This window comes from Acidovorax temperans (assembly GCF_006716905.1).
In the GTDB taxonomy this organism is placed as follows: Bacteria; Pseudomonadota; Gammaproteobacteria; order Burkholderiales; family Burkholderiaceae_C; genus Acidovorax; species Acidovorax temperans.
The window spans coordinates 596,149-619,397 of sequence record NZ_VFPV01000002.1; the positions used below are offsets into that span (position 1 = coordinate 596,149).

Annotated in this window: 20 protein-coding genes and 2 pseudogenes; 10 read left to right on the forward strand and 12 right to left on the reverse strand. The window is 59.9% G+C overall.

Features of this window, described 5'->3' with window-relative positions; genetic code table 11:
- The first annotated feature begins 188 nt into the window (after window positions 1-188).
- Window positions 189-1,277 (forward strand): IS5 family transposase, encoded by a 1,089-nt coding sequence (locus BDD18_RS10950; RefSeq protein ID WP_142083224.1) that lies wholly within the window; start codon window positions 189-191, stop codon window positions 1,275-1,277.
- Window positions 1,278-1,416: 139 nt separating this feature from the next.
- Here the strand turns inward: BDD18_RS10950 and BDD18_RS10960 are convergent, their stop codons facing one another.
- The 6 genes from BDD18_RS10960 to BDD18_RS22090 all read right to left on the reverse strand — a co-directional run bounded on the left by BDD18_RS10960 (window position 1,417) and on the right by BDD18_RS22090 (window position 6,475).
- Window positions 1,417-2,244, reverse strand: coding sequence for an NAD/NADP octopine/nopaline dehydrogenase family protein (locus tag BDD18_RS10960; RefSeq protein ID WP_142083226.1), 828 nt, complete (start codon window positions 2,242-2,244; stop codon window positions 1,417-1,419).
- Between the two features lie 132 nt (window positions 2,245-2,376).
- Window positions 2,377-3,360, reverse strand: a complete 984-nt coding sequence (locus tag BDD18_RS10965) for a Bug family tripartite tricarboxylate transporter substrate binding protein (protein ID WP_142083228.1) — start codon at window positions 3,358-3,360, stop codon at window positions 2,377-2,379.
- A 113-nt stretch (window positions 3,361-3,473) separates the two neighbouring features.
- On the reverse strand, window positions 3,474-4,871 hold the full coding sequence (locus BDD18_RS10970) for an NAD(P)/FAD-dependent oxidoreductase (protein ID WP_142083229.1): 1,398 nt from the start codon (window positions 4,869-4,871) through the stop codon (window positions 3,474-3,476).
- A complete protein-coding gene (locus BDD18_RS10975) occupies window positions 4,868-5,188 on the reverse strand; it encodes a (2Fe-2S)-binding protein (protein ID WP_338071810.1) in 321 nt (106 codons plus the stop codon). Before BDD18_RS10975 ends, BDD18_RS10970 begins: the two co-directional genes overlap by 4 nt.
- Window positions 5,112-6,272: an NAD(P)/FAD-dependent oxidoreductase gene (locus BDD18_RS10980; protein WP_066692832.1), complete on the reverse strand. Its 1,161-nt coding sequence runs from the start codon at window positions 6,270-6,272 to the stop codon at window positions 5,112-5,114. The genes BDD18_RS10975 and BDD18_RS10980 overlap by 77 nt, the downstream gene beginning before the upstream one ends.
- A 2-nt stretch (window positions 6,273-6,274) precedes the next feature.
- The gene (locus BDD18_RS22090; protein WP_170207402.1) at window positions 6,275-6,475 is read right to left on the reverse strand and encodes a hypothetical protein; all 201 of its coding nucleotides are present in this window, start codon (window positions 6,473-6,475) and stop codon (window positions 6,275-6,277) included.
- Between the two features lie 149 nt (window positions 6,476-6,624).
- Here BDD18_RS22090 and BDD18_RS10985 point away from each other — a divergent pair, with 149 nt between their 5' ends.
- Window positions 6,625-7,545 (forward strand): LysR substrate-binding domain-containing protein, encoded by a 921-nt coding sequence (locus BDD18_RS10985; RefSeq protein ID WP_244939066.1) that lies wholly within the window; start codon window positions 6,625-6,627, stop codon window positions 7,543-7,545.
- Between the two features lie 210 nt (window positions 7,546-7,755).
- Here BDD18_RS10985 and BDD18_RS22925 read toward each other — a convergent pair whose 3' ends face one another.
- Window positions 7,756-8,193 carry a TnsD family Tn7-like transposition protein gene (locus tag BDD18_RS22925; RefSeq protein WP_082758670.1) on the reverse strand — a complete coding sequence of 146 codons (438 nt, stop codon included), beginning with the start codon at window positions 8,191-8,193 and terminating at the stop codon, window positions 7,756-7,758.
- On the opposite strand from BDD18_RS22925, the gene BDD18_RS10995 reads away from it, so the two are divergent.
- The 7 genes and pseudogenes from BDD18_RS10995 to BDD18_RS11025 all read left to right on the forward strand — a co-directional run bounded on the left by BDD18_RS10995 (window position 8,153) and on the right by BDD18_RS11025 (window position 14,809).
- Window positions 8,153-9,133 carry a zeta toxin family protein gene (locus BDD18_RS10995; RefSeq protein ID WP_276490624.1) on the forward strand — a complete coding sequence of 327 codons (981 nt, stop codon included), beginning with the start codon at window positions 8,153-8,155 and terminating at the stop codon, window positions 9,131-9,133. The two genes, BDD18_RS22925 and BDD18_RS10995, sit on opposite strands and share 41 nt — an antisense overlap.
- A 61-nt stretch (window positions 9,134-9,194) precedes the next feature.
- A complete protein-coding gene (locus tag BDD18_RS11000; RefSeq protein ID WP_066692827.1) occupies window positions 9,195-9,428 on the forward strand; it encodes an antitoxin VbhA family protein in 234 nt (77 codons plus the stop codon).
- Window positions 9,421-10,068, forward strand: coding sequence for a Fic/DOC family protein (locus BDD18_RS11005; protein WP_066692823.1), 648 nt, complete (start codon window positions 9,421-9,423; stop codon window positions 10,066-10,068). The genes BDD18_RS11000 and BDD18_RS11005 overlap by 8 nt, the downstream gene beginning before the upstream one ends.
- Window positions 10,069-10,492: 424 nt before the next feature.
- Window positions 10,493-10,618 (forward strand): annotated as a pseudogene (locus BDD18_RS22490) (EAL domain-containing protein); the annotation flags it as partial.
- 453 nt (window positions 10,619-11,071) lie between these two features.
- Window positions 11,072-12,034, forward strand: a complete 963-nt coding sequence (locus tag BDD18_RS11015) for an IS5 family transposase (RefSeq protein ID WP_066692818.1) — start codon at window positions 11,072-11,074, stop codon at window positions 12,032-12,034.
- A 286-nt stretch (window positions 12,035-12,320) separates the two neighbouring features.
- Window positions 12,321-13,364: an IS110 family RNA-guided transposase gene (locus BDD18_RS11020; protein WP_066695817.1), complete on the forward strand. Its 1,044-nt coding sequence runs from the start codon at window positions 12,321-12,323 to the stop codon at window positions 13,362-13,364.
- A 365-nt stretch (window positions 13,365-13,729) separates the two neighbouring features.
- On the forward strand, window positions 13,730-14,809 hold the full coding sequence (locus BDD18_RS11025; RefSeq protein WP_005801445.1) for an IS630 family transposase: 1,080 nt from the start codon (window positions 13,730-13,732) through the stop codon (window positions 14,807-14,809).
- 312 nt (window positions 14,810-15,121) lie between these two features.
- Here BDD18_RS11025 and BDD18_RS11035 read toward each other — a convergent pair.
- From BDD18_RS11035 to BDD18_RS11055, 4 genes and pseudogenes are all read right to left on the reverse strand, one after another.
- Window positions 15,122-17,553, reverse strand: a pseudogene (locus BDD18_RS11035) (heavy metal translocating P-type ATPase).
- 257 nt (window positions 17,554-17,810) lie between these two features.
- Window positions 17,811-18,170, reverse strand: coding sequence for a c-type cytochrome (locus tag BDD18_RS11045; RefSeq protein WP_420837316.1), 360 nt, complete (start codon window positions 18,168-18,170; stop codon window positions 17,811-17,813).
- Window positions 18,171-18,310: 140 nt separating this feature from the next.
- Complete coding sequence (locus tag BDD18_RS11050; protein WP_142083231.1) at window positions 18,311-18,751, reverse strand: hypothetical protein; 441 nt, start codon at window positions 18,749-18,751, stop codon at window positions 18,311-18,313.
- Between the two features lie 314 nt (window positions 18,752-19,065).
- A complete protein-coding gene (locus BDD18_RS11055) occupies window positions 19,066-20,112 on the reverse strand; it encodes a YVTN family beta-propeller repeat protein (RefSeq protein ID WP_142083232.1) in 1,047 nt (348 codons plus the stop codon).
- Window positions 20,113-20,354: 242 nt separating this feature from the next.
- Between BDD18_RS11055 and BDD18_RS11060 the strand changes: the two genes are divergently transcribed.
- Window positions 20,355-21,317 (forward strand): IS110 family RNA-guided transposase, encoded by a 963-nt coding sequence (locus BDD18_RS11060; RefSeq protein ID WP_011804582.1) that lies wholly within the window; start codon window positions 20,355-20,357, stop codon window positions 21,315-21,317.
- 16 nt (window positions 21,318-21,333) lie between these two features.
- Here the strand turns inward: BDD18_RS11060 and BDD18_RS11065 are convergent, their stop codons facing one another.
- A complete protein-coding gene (locus BDD18_RS11065) occupies window positions 21,334-23,244 on the reverse strand; it encodes a DUF3141 domain-containing protein (RefSeq protein WP_142084049.1) in 1,911 nt (636 codons plus the stop codon).
- Between the last annotated feature and the right edge of the window lie 5 nt (window positions 23,245-23,249).

Genomic DNA, 23,249 nt, shown 5'->3' on the forward strand with positions numbered 1-23,249 from the left:
CACATGCCAGCATCTACAAGGATCATGCGCTTGGGGTCGTGCTATCTTCCATCAATCCATCGGACTGCGGTGCACGGCTCACTGACTAGAGACCGCTTCCCCTTAGCAGGCCGTTGAAAAATCCCCCGCCGACGCTGGCGTCGGCCAGTACGATCTGAAGCCATCGGCGAACAACCCAGACGAGGACGATGAGAGGCAACCAAGACTTCCAGGGGGCGATGTTCAGCTACATCAGCCTTGAAGAGCGCGTGCCGCAGACACACCCGCTGCGCAAACTGCGCGCCGCAGTCGATGCGCTGCTGGCGACGATGAACCGCGAGTTCGACGCGGTGTACGCCCGCCGGGGCCGCCCCTCGGTGCCGCCGGAGATGCTGCTCAAGGCCCTGCTGCTGCAGATCCTGTTCTCCATCCGCAGCGAGCGCCAGTTGGTCGAAGCGGTCAACTACAACCTGCTGTACCGCTGGTTCGTGGGCCTGAACATCGAGGACAAGGTCTGGGACCACTCCACCTTCAGCGCCAACCGCGAGCGGCTCTTCAACGAAGACTTGGCCCGCGCCTTTTTCGAGCGGGTCAAGCACACCGCCGATTGGGCGAAGTTGACCAGCGACGAACACTTCAGCGTGGACGGCACGCTGATCGAGGCCTGGGCCTCGCACAAAAGTTTCAAGCGCCGGGACGACGACCAAACCCCGACTGAGGGGCGCAATCCCGAGGTGGACTTCAAAGGACAGCAGCGCTGCAACGACACCCACGCCAGTACCACGGACGCCGATGCCCGCCTGTTCAAGAAGAGCCAGGGCGACAAGTCCCGCCTGTGCCACATGGGCCACATCCTGATGGAAAACCGCAACGGGTTGATCGTGGACGTGGAGATCACCCATGCCAGCGGCACCGCCGAGCGCGAGGCGGCGCTGGCCATGTTGAAGCGTCGGGACAACAAGAACAAGCGGGCTACGGTCGGGGCCGACAAGGGCTACGACAGCAAGGCCTTCATCAAGGGCTGCCGAAAGCTCAAGGTCACGCCGCACGTGGCGGCCAAGGACAAGCACTCGGCGGTGGATGCCCGGATCACCCGACACGAGGGCTACAAGACCAGTCAGAAGGTGCGCAAGCGCATTGAGGAGGCCTTTGGCTGGATCAAGACCGTGGGTGGTCTGGCCAAGACCAAGCTCATCGGTCAGGCCAAGCTCACGGGTCAGGCGCTGCTGTGCTTTGCCACCTACAACCTGGTGCGCATGGGCAGCATCGGCGGCTGGTGGGACGCGCATCATGCGTGAGCCCGGGGATACGTGCGCCCGAAATGGGCGAGATGGCCTGCAAACAGGCCAGATTGGCCGGTGCAATCGCTGCGCAGACGCGTCTGGGCCACTCGTTTCTTCGAAAACAGTGTCCCTGATGCGTTCGATGCCCACTTTTTCAACGGCCTGCTAGGCGATCCCCTTCGGTCTTGAACGATTGCGAGAAGTGTTGCTTGACGCTGCGCACCTCGATACCGAATGCACCGGCAACGGCCAGGCGTTCAGCGTCGATGGCCTCAATGGCGCAGGACACGCGAGGCGTCATGTAGTGATACTGGGGCCAGTTTTCTGCTCGCTCAATCCTCGTCCAATTGAACAATGCGAGCGGCACGTGTGTGATAGCGCTGGTATTCGCAAGGCTGGAGACAAGCGGGTCTTCTTCCACGTTGAACCCGTCGCCAAACAGCGCTTCACAAGCAGCGAGCGCCTGAGGGGCGGCCGTCTGTGGCAGACAGGAGATCGCAACCTGGCTGCGCCGAGTCATGATGTTCACCTGAGCCGGCCCCTTGCGCCGCGCCGTGAGGGCGGTCGTGCCGAAGCTCGCAACACAAAGGGCAATTCCACGCGCGACCGCGCGCTCATACAGGTACAGCGATGACAACGATCCCATGGAACTGACAATCACCAGCTGCCCGGACCGTAGATTCGGCAAAAGTGCGTCCATCACTGCCTTATGGGCATTGAGTGGGACAGCAATCAGGATAACGTCGGACTGTGCCGCCAGCGTCTGCGCGCTATCGGTGGCCCCCACGGCAAGCGTCGCTTCCAATGCACCCATTGCGCTCAACGGCTCGTCTCGCAGCGCATTTGCGCTGCCGCTAGGTGCCCACACCGAAACCCCATGACCGCGCTGGGCGGCCCAGGCCGCGCTCGCCAAGCCGATGCTCCCGGCACCCACAATTCCGACTTTGATCCGGTTCACTTTTCTTCCATCTTCGTTTCGCATACGCTCAGCCCTTTCGGCTTATAGGGATTCACCTACCGAGCGCCACAAGAAAATCCCGAGCCAGCGCCGTGTGCCGTGTCCCGGATGAAAACAACGGCAGCGGGAGACCATGGGTCCCCCGACTTGCCTGTATCAGTCTGCGGTGATGTTGTTTTGACGGACAACGGCGCCCCAGCGCGCGTTTTCCGACTGGACCAGACGGTCGAAGTTTTCCATAGTCGTCGGGTCGACATCGCACCCGATATCGGCAAGCTGCTTGATGACCTTCGGGTCCTTCACCGCAGCGGTGAACTCCTCATGGATCTTCTTGGCAATGGCAGGCGGCAGCTTCGCGGGTGCCATCACGCCAATCCAGGTCGTGAGCTCGGCGGCAGGGATTCCGGCTTCGGCCATCGTCGGCACATTGGGCAACAGGGGCGAGCGCTTGGGGCCGGTGATGGCGAGCGCACGGACCTTGCCGGACTGCACATGGGTGGCCATCGTGGCGAAGTTGCCGATCATCATCTGGATCTGGCCGCCAATCAGGTCCATCTCTGAAGCCGGAACGCTTTTGTAGGGCACATGGGTGATCTTGATGCCTGCGCTCGAGCGGAAAAGCTCCGTCGCCACATGCAGTGCAGATCCGTTACCAGAGGAGCCATAGTTCAACTCGGTGGGCCGGGCCTTGGCGTGGGCGACCAACTCGGACACCGAGTTCACCGGCAGGCTCTGCGTCACGCCCAGGAGGTAGGGGCTGGTGCACAACTTGGCGATGTTGGTGAAATCTTCTGCGGGTTTGTAGGGAAGGCGGGGAAGCACATGGTTGGACATCACGTAGGTCGACATGGTCGCTTGACCCAAGGTGTACCCGTCCGGTTTGGCTTTCGCCGTTGCGTCATTGGCGATCGTGCCGGTGGCCCCCGGACGGTTATCGATGACGATCGGCTGTCCCCAGCGCGCGCTCACCGCATTGGCAATGATGCGGGCGGTGGCATCGGCCGCGCCGCCCGCGGCCCCCGGGATGATCCAGCGGACGGGCTTTTCAGGGTACTCCGCGTGTGCCGCCTGGAGCGCCCCAGCAAAGCACAGTGCCAGCAAGATGTTCTTACGTCCAATGGTCGAGATATTCAGTCGCATAAATTTTTCCTTTACGAATGGTGAGGGACAAGCCCCTCTTGTCTTGTTACAGCCCTGGCGCCTTGGGCCTGTGCAGCAGGCCCTCACTGAGATGACTACATGGTTTGCCGTGTTCATGCTTCCTGCTCGTCGATGTTCAACGTTGCCAGTTCCGCAAGCGTCACCGGCTTGAGCGGCGGCCGGATGCGATAAAAACCCACATCGGCGACCGTTCGGCCTTGCTCCTGGGCAAGGATGTGCGCGATGGTGTAGCCGCATTGACGGCCTTGGCAGGGCCCCATGCCCGCACGTGTATATGCCTTAAGCTGGTTCGGACCGGGCTGACCGATGGCAGCGGCTTTGCGAATGTCGCCGGCAGTCAGCTCCTCGCACCGGCAGACGACGGTGTCGTCGGTTGGCGTCGCGATGTTTGCGCGCGGCGGGTACAGGGCGTCCAGCATGGGGCGCAGCCGCAACAACTTCTTCAGTTTTTCGCGAAGGGGCGCCGCTTGCACCGACGCTGCCTCGCTCGACAGGCGGCCAGCTCGCTTAGCCACTCCAAGTGCCACTAGCTCCCCGCGTACACAGGCGGCATAGGCGCCGCCAATCCCAGCGCCGTCGCCTGCCACGTAAATGCCTGGCTTGTCGGTTTGCCCCCATTCGTCGAGAACCGGCGCCAGACACGCCTGCTGCGAGCTCCATTCGTGGTCACACCCGAGCGCCTGCGTCATGTGAATCGAAGGCACGACGCCTTCATGGGACAGAAGCAAGCTGGCCGGCACGCGCATGGTCTTGCCATTGGCCTGGATGTATTCAATCTCCTGCAAACGATCCTGGCCCAGGGCGCGAACAGCCGTGACACCGCGCACGCGTTTGACTCCGGCGGCTTGAAGTTCCCTCATCCAGGCCAACCCCTTGAGGAGGTCCTTGGAGCTGGCCATGGCCGCACCGATCCAAGGCAACGCACGGCGCCAGCCGCCAGCGGGCGACGTATCCAACCACCCGGCGATCTTGCCTCCAGCTCGGATCAATTGAGCCATGTAAAGCAGGGGTAGCGGCCCGCTGCCAACGACCCATACGGGCTCCGAGGGGATTTGTCGCGATGTCTTGAGCAGAATCTGGGCCGATCCGACGGTCATGACACCAGGCAAAGTCCAGCCCGGGAATGGCGCGGGTCGCTCCTGCGCGCCCATGGCCAAGATCACATGGCCAGTTTCCACCAATTCCGCCTGACCCCTGCGGGTCATGTAGACCTTCCATTCGGACTCGACCTGCCAAACCCTGGTCTCAGGCTCATAGCTCGCACCACAGGATCGAAAACGCGAGGCGAGCTCGGCTCCGGCAAGGTACTCCTCGCCCAACAGGGCGCCAGTAGTCGTTGGTGCCACCGCCTCTACAGCACGCCAGATCTGTCCGCCAGGCGCTGGCTGCTCGTCGACGACCAGAACGGAAAGGCCATGAGCCCGCAGCCCAATCGCTGCGCTCATTCCGGCCGGGCCCGCGCCCACCACCACCGCATCAAAGGATCTCATGACGCCACCTTCGGCCGGCCGAGTTGACGCTCAACGCACATGCCTTCGGCGACCGGGACCAGGCAGGTCTGAGTTGACGACGCACCGTCGACGATTGCCAGGCAGTCGAAGCACACGCCCATCATGCAAAACGGTGCACGCGAACTGCCGTGAACGGGCGTGTGGCGGCAGCTGGGGTTCGCCTGACGCATCATCACGGATGCCACCGTTTCACCGCGCTCGGCAGTGACTGACTTCCCATCAATGGTGAGCGTCAGCGGTGGTGTGCTGGGGGGACTGATTTTTCGAAACATTGAATCGCTCGAGAGGAAAGGCATTGAGAGTCTGGAGATGACGGCCGCTGGCCAATGCCTGCGCGTAGGGGCCAGCGTGGAATGAAGCGAGCGTCACCCCAGAGTGGCAAGTTGCGATCTCCGCGCCTGGGTACATCGGGGAGCTGGCATAGACGGGGTACCCATCCGGCGTCATCACTCGCAGGCACGACCATTGACGCACCAGGCGCGCTTTGCCCAATTCAGGGAGGATGCGAAGTGCTTTTCGGGTCATCCTCACAGCTGCGGCGGAAGTGGTACTCAGGTCATACCCCACGTCCTCCTGAGTCACGCCGATCATCACTGTGCCCTCGCCGGTTTGACGCAGCCCGCTTGCGGGTACAGGCAGGACAGGCGCCAGGCGCTCGGTCACGAGGATCTGTCCTCGCTCGGGATGCAAGGGGACGTCCAGTCCGATCATTCTCCCGAGCGCCACCGACCCAAGGCCGGCAGCGATCACTACACGTTCGGCTCGGGCCGTTTGCTCACTGGTCTTAACCTCAAAGCCGCCGCCTGCCAAGGGCTTGATCGAGGTCACAGGGTGCCCGTTGCGCACCATGCCGCCCCGGCGCTGGAAGGCGGCTTGGAGTGCAGCCAGGAGTCGAAGCGGGTTCGCCTGACCGTCCTGCTCCCCCAGGCTCGCGCCCACGACGTCAGGGCCGAGTCGTATGGTGGGGTAACGACGCGCCAGTTCGCTGCGATCAAGAATCCGCACGGAGGGGGCCAGTTCTGGCGTCTCAGCTGCCCAAGCATCCAGCATCTTGGCGCGAGCAGACAACTCGTCGTCGCTCAGGCAGAACTTCAGACCGGCGCCGGTTTGGTAGTCCAGTGAAATTCCCGTCTCTGCCTCCAGTCCCGCAGCAAACTCCGGCCATGCATCAGCCGCCGCCGCCGACAGCCGGTGGTACTCGGGGTAGCGGTAACCCTTTCCTTGGACCCATACCAAGCCGAAGTTGGCCTTTGCCGCCCGGTAGTCCGTGTCGGCACCATCGAGCATCAAGACCCGCTTGTCGTACCCGGCCAGGCCGTATGCAATGGCGGCGCCCACGATTCCGGCGCCCGCAACGATCACGTCGTATTCACGCTGCATGTTCAAAGACCTTTCTTCTTCGGGTCGATGCGCAGGCTGCGCGCGGTCCCCGCATTGCCAGAACCACCAGGGTTCAGCAGCGCCGTCAAGTGGATCGCCTGGGGTGAATGGAAATGAGGGTTCATTGACCGAGAGGTGAGTTGCGATGGCTGCGAACCGTCTGTTGTTTGCTTCAAGACAGCCTTCATCGTAAGCAAGATCACCTCAGGTCGCCAGGGTAAAAACCATAGTCAATGTTTTTATGCAATACCTCTTTTTTCGATGCTAAATCATTGTTTTTATTGAACTTTTTTTCTTTAAAATGTCATTAAAATAGCATCTTGCAATAAAACCATGTCTAAATACTATGAGCATGAAAATCACGCTGCGCCACTTGGAGGCTTTTCGGGCGGTCATGGTGCGCAGGACCGTCACCGGTGCCGCCGAGATGCTTGGGGTGACTCAACCCGTCGTCACCCGCCTGATTGCCGACCTGGAGCAGCGCATCGCGATTGCGCTGTTTACCCGAGACAAGGGACGCCTCGCTCCAACGCCAGAGGCCACACTGCTTTTTGCCGACGTCAATCAGTCGTTGATGGGGATCGAGCGGATCGCGAATGCGGCAAGCGGCATCAAGGCACTGAAGCTGGGCCACCTGGAGATCGCCGCGGCCCCCAACATGGCCTTGTCCTTCCTGCCACGCGCCATCGCCAGCTTCAGCCTGGAGCGTCCAGAGACCTTGATCACAATGCACATGCATAGCTCTTCAACCGTTCTGGATATGGTCCAGAGCGGACGCTGCAATCTGGGATTCGCCATGGTGCCCGTTCATGCGACGAGGCATGGCAATAGTGAGACCCTTGTTTCGGCCAAGATGGTTGGAGTGATTCCTGTCGGGCATCGACTGGCGACCCGCAAGGTCCTGAACCCGGAAGATTTCGAGGGAGAAAGCTTCATCTCCATGGCGCCGCTGATGGAGACACGCATGAAGATCGACTCCTTGATGCTTTCCTACGGCGTGAACAGAAGGATCAATGTCGAAACGCAAATCTCGTCAGTCGTGATCCGATTAGTCGAAGCGGGCGCAGGAATTTCCATCATCGATCCGCTGACGGCCACTGGCTACACCGGTGACCAGGTCAGGTTCATCCCCTTCAAGCCAGACATCTTGACCGATTACTCGATGGTCATCTCACCGAGAAACTCCTCGACCCTGGTTCTCAAGCCTTTCATCGACCACGCGCGGCGTGAGATCCGCAAGATGGTGCCCACGCATCTGATCGTCCGAGGTTGACGAGCCGCACTTCGTGCAATTGCGTGATTTCCAGCTTGCTGAGAGCGGCTTGGCCGTCCGGTCTTCAGGTGCTTTCTCTGGTTGACTACAGCGCGTACCGCTGCACAACGTTCATTGCGAAGACATACCGATTTACAGGCGGGAGGGGCCGTTTCCAATCAGGAAGCTCAAGTGCGTTGTCGCAAGGGTAATCTGCGATCACGTTTGAAGTCAGGTACTCAGATCCAGAAGCTGTCGTAGCGCTGTTGATCGGCGCTCTACTTTGTTTTTCATCTTCTGTTGCGCATGGTTCGTGCTGACTGAGGTCTTCAAGGCGTGGCTTGACGATTTAAGCCACTCGCGGTCGTTGCGGTAAAGCCAGGTGTAGGTGGCAGGTGCTATGGATCGTGCCGCTTTGGCGGTCAGACCGGGGTCACTTGCGAGTAGCTCATGCCATTCCTTGCGCGCCGCTGTTCTCCGACGCTCGAAGCGAGAACGGTTCCGTGCTTCCCGAAGACCCGGGGTTGTCCTGAGGATGCGAGTCAGTGTTTCCATCGAAAGTCGAAACTCGCTCGCTAGATTCGTCTTGTCCTCACCGGCTAGAAGTCGGATGCCCGCTCGGCGCCGAATGAAAATCCGATGCCGACAATCATTCCTGAGGCGAGACATCGGATCCGAGCTACCCACAGGGGGGGGAAGATGGCTATGTTCGTCGTACACTGATTACAGCAGGCTGATGCGAACTGACGACCGCAATGCCGCCAACCTCACCCATGCGGACTGCGGCCCTTGGGCGAATAGGCTTTTGCGCGATGGAGTGGAGGGGCGGCGCAACATCATCATTGACCAAACTTCGCGTGATCCAGAAGCCCTGGCCAAGATGACCGTTGGCCTTCGTCAAGCGGGCTACCGGGTCGAACTGCATGTGATGGCCGTAGCTGCTGCCGTCAGTGAGCAACGTATTCATGAGCGCTATGAGGGGCAAAAGGAGGCCAGCGGCTTTGGCCGCTTCTCCACCAAAGACAAGCACGACGAGGCCTATGCGGGGGTTCATGCAACGGTAGGCGCTGCTGAGCGTGGCAATCTGGTGGATCGCCTGGTGCTGTATGACAAGTCAGCGCAGCCGATCTATGAAAACCGACTTGAAAACGGCGCCTGGCGCTCTGCGCCAGGCGCTGACCAAGCCATGAAGGCAGAGCGCACCCGGCCCATGACGTTGCAAGAGCGCCGCGAGTACGCTGCGGGTTTTGATGCGCTGGCCGACAAGCTGGCACGCCCTGAGCGCAAGGCTACGCCCGAAGAGGTGGGCCGAATTGCAGAGATGCAGCGCAATGCGCGTTCGCTGCTTGCGGCAGAGGTATTCCGCCAGGAAAAGCCAGAGGCCGCTATGCGGCAGTTTCCCGAGCTGGCGACGGCTTATGCCAACGTGCGGGCGATTGAGGCCAAAACGAACTCTGAGCGCTTGACCGCGCAGCAGCGCGAAACGGTGATGGCTCGGGTGCGCGAGAACGTGGCGGCCAGCATCGAGCGCGGCGATGCCGCGAAGGTTGTCCGTGCGGAGCCTGAGCGGGTGTCCCGCCGCTCACAAGAGCGGGATTTGGAGCGCTGACGCAGCCAATAGCCCTCCTGTGTTGAGAGGGCTAGAATTTGTTCAACCTTGGAGAATTGACATGGATGCAGCACTGCGCGAAAGAACTCGGGAGGCTATGGCTCAGACCGACGCGATTTTTGCGCTGGAAGGGTTTGAACCGACGCCTGAGAGTAGGGTGGTCAACGCTGCCATTTTGGATGGGCGCGTGACCATTCCCCAGCTCATTGCCGAAATGAGTGGCTATGTGCGTGAACATAAAACCATGAGCGGATTTGTCGAATCACGCTCATGGGCTTCATGCACCCATGGCTAACGCCTACACCGATAGCAACGGCGTATTCAAAAATCTCCTGGGGCAAACCGATGCGCAGGCTCTGCATGTTGCGGAGTACGGTTTCACCACGGCACGAAGCATTGAGATTCTGGGTGGACACGTTCAGCTTGAGGTTTCTGGCTTTGGGCTGCAGAGGCTGGCCGCGATTCATAGGCATCTTTTTCAAGACGTTTATGAGTGGGCGGGGAAAATCCGCACAGTTCCATCCTCCAAGCGCGCTGAGCTGGGCGGCGTTACCCGTTTTGCAGAGCCTGATGCCATCGTGAGCGATTGGCAGGCACTGGAGCTGCAGACGCAAAGTTTTGCCGATGCCAGGCAGCTCAGCTTTGAGGAGAAATGCGAGGCTCTGGCCTTGATCTTCATTGAGGCCAACCGCATCCACCCATTTCCCGAAGGCAACGGGCGCAGCTTGCAGGTTTTCATGCAGGAGCTGGCCTTTAAGCAGGGGGTGAAGCTGAACTATGCAAAGGTATCAGCCCGCGAATGGAATGCGGCAAGCGCTGTCAGTGGCACGCACGGACGGTTGTTTGAAGGGATGCACTTCATACCCGCCAAGCCTGATCCAGAGCCGATCAGAAGGGTTTTCAAAGCGATTGCTTCGCCTGTCTTGGAGCGCTGAAAAAACGCGGCGCTGCCCCGCCTGGAGGCGGGTCGTTTCCTTCCAGGTTTCGCTATTCGCTCATCCCCTGCGGGGACTGCTGCGCAGCTTCCCAGAGTATTAGGGGAGGGGAATCACCGGGTAGCCAGAACTGCGCTCCTATTCGGAGCAGGTTTCCTGATACCCCATTCACTGCCCATGGCTACATACGTGCAGCATCCCTGCCGAGCACTGATGTGTCATGCGGCGTCCGGCTCGAAACGAAGGTGAGCACGAACAGCCACAGCGCCGACTGCCTTCGTCAAGTCGCGCGCGCTTTGATTCCTCAAGCTGTTGTTCTTCTCTATGCCGCAAGCGCTAGAAAATTGCGGCCAGATGGCACCTTAAAAACAGCCACCGCTCTGATCAGGTCTTCTGCCTGGTTATTTAGGCTGGAGGCCGCTGCCTGACCATCGTGCAAGGGGTCATCGGTTTGGCGAAGACCTTTGGTAAAACGGTGATAGCTGAGGGCGTTGAGTCAAGAGAGCATGGATGTAAGCTACTGCAGTTGGGATGCGAACTTGCCCAAGGGTAAGGACGCTAGCAGGCACACGATGCGTCCTTCGTGATCCCAACGCCACAGTGATCTAGGTTCACAGTTGAACGCCAGCAACAAGCCTTCGCCGGACATTGAGTAGCAAATACTTAGTTGCTCCATTCGGCATCGAGCGGTCGTCAGTTCCCGGTATGTGGATGACCGAATTTTGCCGAAAGTGCGTGCTCGCTGCCGTTTCGTGGATGGCAACCGCTGCATAGTGACGGCTATCACAGGGCCATGGGTCGCAGACACTATTGCCTCGTCTCAAACTATGTTGCGCTGTCTCAGCCGCTATTGACCGTGAACAAGTAAGTAGAACTATGAAGTCAAAGGGCTGCCACCCACTCATTTTCGCGCCCGCGAAAAAATAAGTTCACATTAGGGAAATCCTGCAAAACTTCCCCCGATGTTTGGTAGGAGTCAGCAGGCGATGGCAATCTCACGGCCATGAAGCAAAGCAGCCTTGATCTGAGCCTGAGTACCAAGAAGGCCCGCAAGCAGGAGCTTCTTGCCCAGATGGATCTGGTGGTTCCCTGGGCTGCGTTGGTCGAGCTCATCACGCCGTATTACCCCGAAGGCAAGAACGGTCGCCCACCCTTTGCTCTGGAGACCATGCTGCGCATCCACTGCATGCAACAGTGGTTCACTTTGTCAGATCTGGCGATGGAAGAAGCCTTCTTTGATACCCCGATCTACCGGGAGTTTGCCCAGCTCGATGCCCATGGACGAATACCGGATGAGAGCACCATCCTGAGGTTTCGCCACCGGCTGGAGAAACATAAGCTGGCCGATCAGATTCTGGCCACCGTCAATGATCTGCTGGCAGCCCAGGGCTTGCTGCTCAAGGCCGGAACAGCCGTGGACGCCACCTTGATTGCAGCACCGAGTTCCACCAAGAACAAGGACAGAAAGCGCGATCCAGAGATGCACTCCAGCCAAAAGGGCAACGAGTGGCACTTTGGCATGAAGGCCCATATCGGCGTGGACGCGGACTCTGGGCTGGTGCACACCGTCATCGGCACCTCGGGCAACGTGTCTGATGTGGTGGAAGGCAACAGTTTGCTCCATGGTCAGGAGACAGACGTCTTTGGGGATGCGGGCTACCAAGGCGCACACAAGCGCCCCGATGCCAGCAAGGACGTCACCTGGCATGTGGCGATGCGCCCAGGCAAGCGCAAAGAGCTGGACAAAGAGAACAACCCCGTTGATGCGCTCATAGACCAAGTGGAGAAGATCAAGGCCAGCATCCGGGCCAAGGTGGAACACCCCTTCAGGGTGATCAAACGACAGTTTGGCTATACCAAGGTGCGTTACCGGGGGCTCAAGAAGAACACGTTGCAGCTCAAGACGCTGTTTGCACTATCGAACCTGTGGATGGTGCGCCACCAATTGCTGGCGGCGCAGGGATGAGTGCGTCTGCAAACAGGCAAGGGGGCCGCAAAAGCGGGGCAAATGGCCTTAATGGGCGTGAAAAATGGCTTCACGACGCGAGCAAAACGGCTGCAATTGCGTCATCTAAAAAACGGACCGGTAGCACTTACTAATCCGAGTTGTTCAGATGGCATGGACGTCTCCACCTACACCGCCGTTGGCGCCGTCGGCCTGTTACCCGATACAAGGTGGGGCCTGGCGGTAACGGCATCAAAGTGCCAAAGTGGAAGTTCGTCGCAACCACCTTTGAACCGGAGGCCCCACCATGCAATTTACTGCAACGCTGCCAGTCATCGGAATGGATATTGCCAAGCACGTGTTCCAGCTGCACGTCGTGGATGCCCAGACAGGCGAGGTCACCCGGCACAAGCTCAGGCGTGATCGAGTAACCGCATTCTTTGCCAATCGTCAGAAGTCCCTCGTCGCGATGGAGGCTTGTGGCGGTGCGCACCACTGGGCCAGAACGCTGCAGACGCTGGGACATGAGGTCAAGCTGCTGCCCGCCAAGCATGTTCGCGCCTTTGTGCTGCGCGACAAGACTGACGCCCGTGATGCCCAGGCCATCTGGGTAGCGGCCCAGCAACCTCACATCAAGGCCGTGCCTGTCAAGAACGAGCAGCAGCAAGCTTGCCTGACACTGCACCGTATGCGCGCTCAGCTCATGAAGGTGCGCATCATGCAAACCAACGCGCTGCGCGGGTTGCTCTACGAGTTCGGAATCGTGCTGCCTGAGGGGCACCGGGCATTGCTCAAGCTCGTTCAGGACGCACTGGCCAAAGCCCAGGAACAGCGGCTGCCAGAAGTGGTGGTCGTCAGCATTCAGGATCAACTGCGTCGTATCGACAGCCTGCAGTGCGATATCGATCAGCTGGACAAACGGCTGGCCTCGATGGTCAAGCAAAACCAGCACATGCTGGCACTGCAAGCCATACCGGGCATCGGTCCGTTGACGGCGACAGCCTTGGTATCTACTGCAACCGACCTGTCCAGCTTCGAGTCCGGCAGGCAATTCGCCGCCTGGCTGGGACTGACGCCCCGACAGACTGGCACCGGAGGGAAGACCCGGCAGTTGGGGATATCCAAACGCGGAGACCCTTATGTGAGGACCATGCTGATGCACGGCGCTCGCGCCGTGATTGCCAGGAGTCAGCGAAGCGGCTGGATCGAGAGACTGTTACTGCGCCGCCCATACAGCGTGGTGGTCGCGGCGCTGGCCAACAAGCTGGCCCGAACAGTCTGGGCAGTCCTGGTCAAAGGCAAGGCCTTTGACCAGGTGAGATGGAATCCGGTCGACCTCGCCGCAGCCTGAGACCACCACAATGAACTGAGAACACCAAACGCTAGGAAACCGTTTTGAAGGAGAGCATGCAAGAAGCTTGTGTGATGGGTCAACAGGTCAAACCGGGGTGGGGGCAATCCGATAGGGATACAGGGCATCAAGCCCGATGTGCAGACAGGAGCCTCACCCGCGAATGCCATCAGGGCCAGCAGGACGAACACCCTGCACCGACAGGCCGTATGTAAGACTGCAAACCCTTCAGACCTTCACGCCGCCGAATCTTGCTCTTCTGGAGACGTCCATGTAAGGACATCCCTAGTGTGGTGTCTCAAAAATAGATAGAACTATTTTGACCGGTGTTGGTCGAATCAGCTTCCTTATAGGAGACTACGCTGATGGCCCACCCTGGACGCCCCGCCACGAAGCTGCAGATCACCGATGCCGAGCGCGCAGAGCTGCATGCGCGACTGCGCGTACGCAAAGCGCCCGAGGACGAGAAGCTGCGCATGCGAATCGTGCTGGGCTGCGCAGATGGGGAGTCGGGCACCATGATTGCCCAACGCTTGGGCACGACGGTGCAAACTGTCTCCAAGTGGCGGCGGCGCTACCGGGCGTATCGTCTGGCGGGTTTGACCGATGCCCCGCGCGCTGGCCGCCCGCGCAGTGTGGGCGACGAGCAGGTTCAGCTCATTGTGGACAAGGTTCGCCAGAGCAAGCCTGACAACGCCACGCACTGGAGCGTGCGCCAGATGAGTCGGCACGCTGGCGTATCGCCCGCGACGGTGCAGCGCATCTGGCATGCCTTTGGGCTGAAGCCGCACCTGCAAGAAACCTTCAAGCTATCGACGGATCCCCATTTCGTGGACAAGGTACGGGATGTGGTGGGGCTGTATATGGCACCACCCGATCGCGCCTTGGTGCTGTGCGTGGACGAGAAGAGCCAGATCCAGGCTCTGGATCGCACCCAACCAGGGTTACCACTGACGTTTGGCAAACCCAGCACGCGCACGCACGATTACAAGCGCCATGGCACAACGTCGCTGTTTGCAGCGCTGGATGTGGCCACTGGCAAAGTCATAGGACAGCTCAAGCGCCGTCACCGCAGTGTGGAATTCCTGCAGTTCCTCAAAGCCATCGATGCAGCGGTGCCTGGCGAACAAGACATCCACCTGATCATGGACAACTACGGCACGCACAAGACGCAGGCAGTGCGGGCCTGGCTAGCAGCCCATCCTCGCTACCACGTTCACTTCACGCCCACCTCAGCGTCCTGGCTCAATCTGGTCGAGCGTTTCTTTAGCCAGATCAGCGAGCAGTGGATCAAGCGCAGCGCCCACACCAGCGTTGCTCAGCTGGAGCAATCCATACGGGAATACATTGATCGTCACAACGAGGATCCCAAGCCGTTCGTGTGGCATAAAAGTGCGGACACCATCTTGGCATCTGTGGCGCGGGCAGCGAGTACCATTATTTGATGCTTACTTTTGAGACACCACACTAGCAGGCTGCTGAAAGACCTCTTGGCCGTCCTCGGTTGGAAAAAAACGCCCGCATAGAATGGCCCACAAGCGATTTTTCTGAGGTCACCAAGGGGTAAGGCACCCTAAAAATTGCGAATTTCCTCTTTCGAAACAGTATTTCAGCAGCCTGGGCGTATGTGTCGTATGTTGCACCGAACTGCTTGTGCATTTCGTTCTCTTCGGTGATTGCGAGACGTCCGTGTAATACCTACAGACCGAGCTGCGCGCCCAGAATGGGACCCTCACGACGAAGCAACTGGAACCCGTTCATTTCATGCCGCGCAACCGCAGTGCGTTAAAGATCACCGAAGCCGAACTCAAGCTCATCGCCAGTGCCGCGATCATCGGAGACAGCAGCCAGCCGGTGAACGGGTAGAGCACGCCGGCGGCGATCGGTACACCAATGCCGTTGTAGACAAAGACGAACATCAAGTTCTGCCGCATGTTGCGCACGGTGTCGATGGATATCTGACGTGAGGCAGCGATACCGCGCAGGTCACCCTTGATCAGCGTGATCTGTCCGCTGTTCATCGCCACATCGGTGCCCGTCCCCATCGCAACGCCAACGTCGGCCTTGGCCAGCGCCGGGGCATCGTTGATGCCATCCCCCGCCATCGCGACGACGTGGCCTTCCTTCTGCAGTTTTTCCACCAATGCCAACTTGTCGGCGGGCTTGACCTCGCCGTGCACTTCATCGATGCGTAGCCTGGCACCGACCGCCCTCGCCGTGGTGAGGCCATCGCCAGTGGTCATGATGATGCGCAGACCGCTGTCGTGCAGGGTTTGGTGGCCTCGTGTGTGCTCTCCTTGATGGAGTCGGTCACCGCCAGAATGCCCGCAAAATGGCCATCAACGGCCAGATGCATGATGCTGGCACCTTCGCCGCGCAGGCGTTCGCCATCTGCTTGCAATGCAGCAACCGACACGCCCTCCTGCTCCATCAACGCCGTATTGCCCAGCGCCAGGCGCTTGCCTTCGACGGTGCCTCGCACGCCAATGCCGCTGCCTGAATCGAAGTCGGTTGGCTTGCTGAGCGGCATACTTTTGGCGCGTGCCGCGCTGACGATGGCGTCGGCCAGCGGATGCTCGCTGCCTTGGTCCAGACTAGCCGCCAGACGCAACACTTCATCAGGCGTGTAGCCTGTGGCCGCAATGGCGGTGTCGAATGTCGGTTTGCCCTCTGTCAGCGTACCGGTCTTGTCCACGATCAAGGTATCGACTTCACGCATTCTCTCGATCGCGCCAGCATCGCGGAACAGAACACCTTGTGTGGCAGCGCGTCCGGTGGCCACCATCACCGACATCGGCGTGGCCAGCCCCAGCGCACAGGGGCAGGCGATGATCAATACTGCGACGGCGTTGATCAGACCGAACACCCAGCTCGGCTCGGGACCGAACAGACCCCAGACGAAGAAGGTGGTGATCGCGATGAGCACCACCACGAGAACGAACTTGCCAGCCACCACGTCAGCCATGCGCTGCATCGGTGCCTTCGAGCGCTGGGCATTGGCCACCATCTGCACGATCTGCGACAGCACGGTCGCTGCACCGACTTTTTCCGAGCGCATCACCAGAGCACCGCTGGTGTTGAGCGTGGCGCCGATCAGTTTGTCGCCCAAGCGCTTGGTTACCGGAACGGGCTCGCCGGTGAGCATGGATTCATCCACCGCGCTGCGGCCTTCGGTAACGACGCCATCGACCGGGACTTTCTCGCCAGGGCGCACGCGCAGTAGATCGCCGACATGCACCTGGTTCAGTTGCACATCTTCCTCACTTCCATCCGCGTTGATGCGCCGCGCAGTCTTGGGCGCCAACCCGAGTAAGGACTTGATAGCCGCCGAGGTTTGCGAACGCGCCTTCAATTCGAGGATCTGACCCAGCATCGTCAGCGAAATGATGACCACGGCGGCCTCGAAGTACAAGGCCACGCGACCCATCGAAACAAACGATTCGGGAAACACGCCCGGCGCCAACGTGGCGGCGACGCTGTAGACAAAAGCTGCCGCGGTGCCCAGGCTGATCAGCGTCCACATGTTCGGGCTTCGATGAACGATGGACTGCCAGCCACGCACAAAGAACGGCCAGGCGGCCCACAGCACCACCGGCAGCGACAGCACCAGCTCGACCCAGCTCTGGGTTGCCATGTTGAACCATCCCAGACGATGGCCGAACATGGCCAGGGTGGTGACGATCAGCGTGAGCGACAACGTCCACCAGAAGCGTCGCTGAAAATCCTTCAGCTCACTGTTGTCTTCCGCGTCCAAGGGGATGATAGGCTCCAATGACATGCCGCATTTAGGGCAATTGCCGGGATGATCCTGTTGCACCTCGGGATACATGGGGCAGGTATAGATTGTGCCAGCCGGCATTTCTGCGGCCTTGTCGGTGGTCGCCCCGGGCTGCGCATGGCCCTGCGCATGGTGGGCGTGATGATGAGCACCATCAGTTCCGTCCTTGGCCTGGTCTTCCAACACCAGGTTCATTTGGCACTTGGGGCAGCGCCCTGGGTGATCCTGGCGCACTTCAGGGAGCATGGGGCACACATAGAGCGCGCCGGCATTTTATGTACCGACCGGTGCCTCGCTCACCCTATAGCGCACAGGGTCTGCAATGAACTTGTCGCGGCAGTGCGTGCTGCAAAAGCGGTAGTGATGATCGTCATGCATGGCCTGATGAGGCGATTGGGAGGTCACGCTCATACCGCACACAGGATCCTTCAAGTCGTCCGCCTTCGGTGAGATGTCGTCAACGGCAGCCGACTGGCCCCCGAGGGCTGGTGATGTGGGTGATGGGTGATGGGTGATGGGTGATGGGTGATGGGTGATGGGTGATGGGTGATGGTTCATGTCAATGCCTTTCAAGACGCTTGTTCTATTTTTTGCCTTCCCATGATGTCAAGGTCAAGTCTTTCATCATGTTGAAGCGATTCAGTCTGCTTCTGCCGTCGTCCCGACAGCTAGCGAGGCAGGGACTTGCGGTATTGGGCGTTGATCTCGTCATGGCGCTGCTGTACCTCCAGCGGCCATTGCGCTTTGATCCAGGACAGCACGGCCACGATCTCGTCATCGCTCAACACGCCGTCGTAGACCGGCATGGCGGTGCGATAGTCAGGCTGGTCGATGAGCTTGGCAAGGCCATGCTTGGTGATGGCAAAAAGTTGCGCATCAGGATGGTGCCAGGTGTGGCCGCTGGGATCGTGCGGCGGCGCAGGAAGCAAGCCATCCGATCCGCGATCACGCCAGTTGGGCTGGCCTTCGCCCTTGGTGCCGTGGCAGGCGACACAGTTCTGAGCGTATATGCGAGCGCCTACTTGCAAGACCTGAGGATCATCAGGACGCAAGGTATGCGTCAACGCTGCCTCCCGCCTGCCACCGGCACTCAAGAAGAAATAGAGGATTCCAGCCACCACGAGCAAGACCAATCCCCCTCCCACGCCAAGGACAAGTGGTCTCAATTTCATTTCAAATTCTCCGACGCCACGCCTGCGGTCATCGACCGATAGAATGGCGCACGCGCTATCGTAAAAAAAGATTCGTCGCGCGCATTCGGGCTCCGCGCAGGCGAATCGCTGAGTGCCCGCAGATCCCCTATCTGCCCACTTTTTGCATCATGGTCAAACTCGGTCTCCTCTAGGGCGAACCCCACTTCGATGTGGGAAAGACGATCAAAAAGCGCCATGTTTTGGTGATTTTCCATACGTTCAAACAAGAGTACTTCGATCGGGCGCCACATCGCCACCCAGCCAACAATCAACAGCCCTTCGCTGATGGCCGTAAGTACCTGGCTGTTGCCAGGATTACCCAATAAGGCCCGTACAAGCAGCGTCGTACCCAGAACGGCGAGTCCCGTTAACAGGAAGTGCCCTGTCGCATCCTTCGTCGATACCGGCGCCTGCACTGCGCATATTGCGCTTGAAAGTGCGCATGGATCGCTCCTGCAATTTCCACCTCGTACTCTCTGATCGACGTCGGGACATGAACAATGAGACGAAGCGATTCATCTAAACCATACTCGCCCGCACAGTCAACGATATAGTTTTCCACAGCACGGCTCAGTGTTTTCTCATGGAGCGGCGAAGGGTCCAATGAATCGTAAAGCTGCGTGATTCGTTGAATGCGAATATCGATGACCGTCATTTCTGTAAACGCCCAGGTTGTCTTGTTTTACTTTTTTTGCACCTTGCCGGACAGCTGCAAGCGACGGACAAACCGTCAAGGCGTAATGCTGATGCCGTTGGGAGTCTTGCCTACCGGAACGGTCTTCACAACCTTGCGATCCTTCACATCAAGCACGGAAACCGAATTGGCGTACATGTTGGTAACGTAGGCGTACCGGCCTTCACGGTCGACAACCACGCCATGAGCACCGGCGCCGGTCACGACGGTCTTGGCAACCTTGAAACTCTCCAGCTCAATCAGGCTGACGGTTTTGCCAGGCTTCTTGGGCGTGCCCTGATTGGCCACCAGCAGCGTGCGCGAATCCGGCGTGACATACAGCTGGATGGGGACTGTTCCGACGGCAACCTTGCGAATCACCTTGCGCGTAGCCGGGTCGATCACGGCGACCGCGTTTTCCTCCGACAGCGACACCAAGACAAGACTCCCGTCCGGCGTGAAGCCCACTTGAGCCGGCCCCTTGCCTGCAGGAACTTGCGCGATCTCCTTCTGGCTGGCGGTATCGATGACCGACACCGTTCCGCCCTTGAGGTTGGCGACGTAGGCCTGCTTGCCGTCCGGACTGATGCGAAGACCGTGGGGAAACTTGCCGACCGGAATCGTCGCCACGAGGCTCCGCGCCGCTGTGTCGATCACACTGACCGTGTTGTCGCCGCCGTTGGTGATGTAGGCGAAGCGGCCGTCGGGCGACACCACCACATGGGCCGGGTGCATGCCAACCGGCACCTTGGCGACGACTGCGTTAGTCGCGGTATCGATGGCCCAAACCGCGCCGGGCTTTCCCATCGCATCGTGGCTGCCTTGGGCCATCTCCTTGTGCTCCGACGCGTCGGCCGTTTGAGCAGGCTCCCCGTTATTGGTCACCCATACGACCTTGCCGTCGGGCGATACCTGCACGTTGTGCGGTGCCTTGCCGACGCGCATGCTTGCCAGTGTCTTGAACGACGCAGCATCGAGCACGCTCACCGTGTCAGCCCCCTCGTTGGCCACATACACCTTGTCGGCGGCCAAGGTGGCGCCGGACCAGGCCAATAGGCCCATCTGCACCGCTGTCAAAAGCCAGTTGTTTTTTCTTGTCATCATGATCTCTCTTGGTTGGAAAATAAAACTTCTATCAGGGCTTGTATCTTTAAACCAGACCAGCGCGGTAGAGTCTGAACGCCGTTGAGGCGGCCAGACCGGCCCGTGCAGTTTGGTAGGCGCTGGGGTGATAGAGCCCGTGACTGAGTACAGAACGCATGGCCGCCGCGCTGGTCTTCGTGAAGCCCGAACGGTTACGCGCGCCTTGATTGAGCGCGCATGCACAAGCAAGGGATCTGAAGATCATGTCTGTTACCTCAGTGACGGTGGGCATCGACGTGGCCAAGGCGCACGTGGATGTCTGTGTGCTGGGTGCCAAGAGCAGCGCCCAGCGGTTTGACAACGATGCCGAAGGCCACTCGGCGCTGGCGGCTGCCCTGCAGCCCCTGGACGTGGGTCTGGTGGTGATGGAGGCCACCGGCGGCTACGAGGCCGCGTTAGCGTGTGCCCTGCAGGCCACAGGCCTGCCCGTGGCGGTCATCAACCCGCGCCAGGCGCGCGACTTCGCCAAATCCATGGGACGCCTGGCCAAGACCGACGCGGTGGATGCGCGCACGCTGGCCGAGCTGGCAGCGGTGCTGCTGCGCCGCGACGATCTGCAGCGCTTCTTGCGCCCCCTGGCCGATGAGCGCCAGCAGTGGCTCGCGGCCCTGGTCACGCGCAGGCGCCAGTTGCTGACCATGCTCCATTCGGAGCGCCAACGGCTGCAGATCACGCCCAAGAAGCTGCACGCCAGCATCGAGGCCATCGAGGCGGCGATCAAGGCGCAGCTCGATGAGATCGAAGAGCAGATGGTCACGCATGTGCGCGAGCACTTTGGGGAGCTCGACACGCTGCTGCAGTCGGCTGCGGGAGTCGGCCCGGTGGCCAGTGCCACGATGATTGCCGAGCTGCCAGAGCTGGGCCGGCTGAACCGGCGCGAGATCGCTGCATTGGTGGGCGTGGCGCCCATGGCCAATGACTCCGGCGGCAGCAAGGGCAGGCGGCGCGTACAAGGCGGGCGCTTCGAGATCCGCCGCGTGCTGTACATGGCAACGCTCACGGCCACCCGCTACAACCCGGCCATCAAGGCCTTCTACGAGCGTCTGAAGGCCGCTGGCAAGTTGCCCAAGGTCGCCCTGGTCGCTTGCATGCGCAAGTTGCTCACCACGCTCAACGCCATGGTGCGCACTGGAAAACCTTGGGACAAGTCGCTTCATTGCGCTTGACTTCGAAGACGGTTACTCAGTCGGCGTTGGGGCGCACTGAATTACCGTTGCCACCCTCTTTACCCACCATCCCCAGGACGCCTGCGAACAAGACAGGGTTTTGAAACATCAGGCGAAACGCCTGCTCGCTCGCAGCGTCTCGGCCTTCGCGCAGCCTTCCCAGCGCATGGGTCACTTCCCCTGCAGCTTCACGCTCACGCTCGATCAACGGGTGATGCGGCGCAAGCGGCTGGCGGTTCTTGCCAAGCGGCTCGGCCAGCAAGGCAACGCTGCGCATCCACGGACTGAACGTTTCCGAGAGCAAATACCGACTGGTGCGCATCGGATGGAGCCACTTGAGCATTTGGGCTGTCCAGGGTGTGGACAGCGCTTGCGCCCAAGGACTGACGAATGCCCGGTAAAGCGCCTCGTTGAATGTCGAGACCTGTTTCACCCGCTCAAAAGCTTCCTGCGGGTAATCCGTTTTCAGGTCTTCAACCTGACGGGGTTCAAAGCGGATGCTGTAGGTGGGCTTATGGCAGTCCGGGTCACCCGACGGGTTGTCGATCTTCATTTCATAGAGGCCCGGGGCCAGCGCCTCAATCTCAGCCAGGCTCTCCAGGATCGCCCGGTGCTCCAGACGCGCCACCCCGGCGGAGACAAAAATGCCGAGATGGCCGACGTGCGGGTTCGTGAGGTAGACGATGCGCTGTCCGGCCTGCTTGAGATCCTCGGTGTCTTTGTAGACTGCCGGAATCCATCCGAGCGCCTGGTGTGGTGGCGTAATGTTGTCGCCGTAGGACGCAAAGATGACGATTGGATTCCTGATCCGCCTGAGGTCAGCAGTGCAACCCTGGCAAATCTGGAAAAGACCCTGTTCAAGCTGGTTGCCGATGAACAGGTTTTCAACAATCGCAAGGATCTCTTCCCGACTCAGGAAATAAAAACCGTTCCACCAACGCTCGAACTCCAGAAAACGCGCCTGCTCACTGTCGACGTTGGTGAAGAGTTGGGCGTACTTCTCCCAAACAGCCTTTTCGGGCTTGAGGTTCTCGAAATTCTGCGCCAGCCAGGCTCCATCGAAGCGGCCATTGCCCAGGTCGGCCGTCAGATGCGCCAACCAGCTGCCGCCAAGGAGCCCTCCGGAAAGACGCATCGGATTGACACCGGACTCGCCAGCCCAATATGACAAGGGTGAGCCATTGAGCACCACCGGTCCGACCAGACCGGCGCAGTCTGCGGACAGCAGCGTCAGCGCCCACCCGGCCTGGCAGTTGCCATAGAGCACAGGAGGCTTGCCAGGATGACGTTGAGCAACTTCTTCGACGAAACGCCGCAGCACATGCAACACATCTGCCAGGGTCTGCCCTAGCGCTGGCTCCGGAAAGAAGATGACGAAATAAACCGGATGCCCTTCGCGCATGGCCATCCCGACTTCGGAGTCGCGCTTGAAGCCGCCAATCCCAGGGCCATGGCCGGCGCGTGGATCGACGACGATGACCGGCGGTTTGTCAGGATCGACGCAGTCGTCCCAGCAATGCTTGTCGATTTCGGTGATGCGCAGCAGTGCATAGTTGACAGGCCGCTCGAAGCCGCGCGCGTCCAACAGCGTTTCATACTTGAAGTCCAGAAGCGGCGGCAATCCGGCTCGCTCGTGCTCCAGCATGTTGTTCGCGCGCTGGCGAAGCGTGTCCCAGAACAGAATGGTGCGTTCGAAGAAGTCGCGCTGGTAATCGAAATAGTCCTGCGCCGAAGGTGCTTCAGCTGCTCTTTTCATGCCACTAGACGCATCCTGTGGCGCAGGCTTCAACAACTCCTCGGAATGATCCAAGACGGTCGGTGGTAGATCCTTTGTCTGGCGGTGCGTCCATTGCACCGCTGCTTCCTTACCCACCGCCGTGGTGCGTTGAGAGGTCCGAGGCTTTTGTGGTGACGTGGGGATTTTCATCATTC

What these genes read in the sequence shown, in the direction of transcription:
- BDD18_RS10950 (WP_142083224.1), top strand. Translation starts at nt 189, where the DNA reads ATGAGAGGCAACCAAGACTTCCAGGGGGCGATGTTCAGCTACATCAGC.
- BDD18_RS10960 (WP_142083226.1), bottom strand. Translation starts at nt 2,244, where the DNA reads ATGCGAAACGAAGATGGAAGAAAAGTGAACCGGATCAAAGTCGGAATT.
- BDD18_RS10965 (WP_142083228.1), bottom strand. Translation starts at nt 3,360, where the DNA reads ATGCGACTGAATATCTCGACCATTGGACGTAAGAACATCTTGCTGGCA.
- BDD18_RS10970 (WP_142083229.1), bottom strand. Translation starts at nt 4,871, where the DNA reads ATGAGATCCTTTGATGCGGTGGTGGTGGGCGCGGGCCCGGCCGGAATG.
- BDD18_RS10975 (WP_338071810.1), bottom strand. Translation starts at nt 5,188, where the DNA reads ATGCCTTTCCTCTCGAGCGATTCAATGTTTCGAAAAATCAGTCCCCCC.
- BDD18_RS10980 (WP_066692832.1), bottom strand. Translation starts at nt 6,272, where the DNA reads ATGCAGCGTGAATACGACGTGATCGTTGCGGGCGCCGGAATCGTGGGC.
- BDD18_RS10985 (WP_244939066.1), top strand. Translation starts at nt 6,625, where the DNA reads ATGAAAATCACGCTGCGCCACTTGGAGGCTTTTCGGGCGGTCATGGTG.
- BDD18_RS10995 (WP_276490624.1), top strand. Translation starts at nt 8,153, where the DNA reads ATGAAAATCCGATGCCGACAATCATTCCTGAGGCGAGACATCGGATCC.
- BDD18_RS22925 (WP_082758670.1), bottom strand. Translation starts at nt 8,193, where the DNA reads ATGTCTCGCCTCAGGAATGATTGTCGGCATCGGATTTTCATTCGGCGC.
- BDD18_RS11000 (WP_066692827.1), top strand. Translation starts at nt 9,195, where the DNA reads ATGGATGCAGCACTGCGCGAAAGAACTCGGGAGGCTATGGCTCAGACC.
- BDD18_RS11005 (WP_066692823.1), top strand. Translation starts at nt 9,421, where the DNA reads ATGGCTAACGCCTACACCGATAGCAACGGCGTATTCAAAAATCTCCTG.
- BDD18_RS11015 (WP_066692818.1), top strand. Translation starts at nt 11,072, where the DNA reads ATGAAGCAAAGCAGCCTTGATCTGAGCCTGAGTACCAAGAAGGCCCGC.
- BDD18_RS11020 (WP_066695817.1), top strand. Translation starts at nt 12,321, where the DNA reads ATGCAATTTACTGCAACGCTGCCAGTCATCGGAATGGATATTGCCAAG.
- BDD18_RS11025 (WP_005801445.1), top strand. Translation starts at nt 13,730, where the DNA reads ATGGCCCACCCTGGACGCCCCGCCACGAAGCTGCAGATCACCGATGCC.
- BDD18_RS11055 (WP_142083232.1), bottom strand. Translation starts at nt 20,112, where the DNA reads ATGATGACAAGAAAAAACAACTGGCTTTTGACAGCGGTGCAGATGGGC.
- BDD18_RS11060 (WP_011804582.1), top strand. Translation starts at nt 20,355, where the DNA reads ATGTCTGTTACCTCAGTGACGGTGGGCATCGACGTGGCCAAGGCGCAC.
- BDD18_RS11065 (WP_142084049.1), bottom strand. Translation starts at nt 23,244, where the DNA reads ATGAAAATCCCCACGTCACCACAAAAGCCTCGGACCTCTCAACGCACC.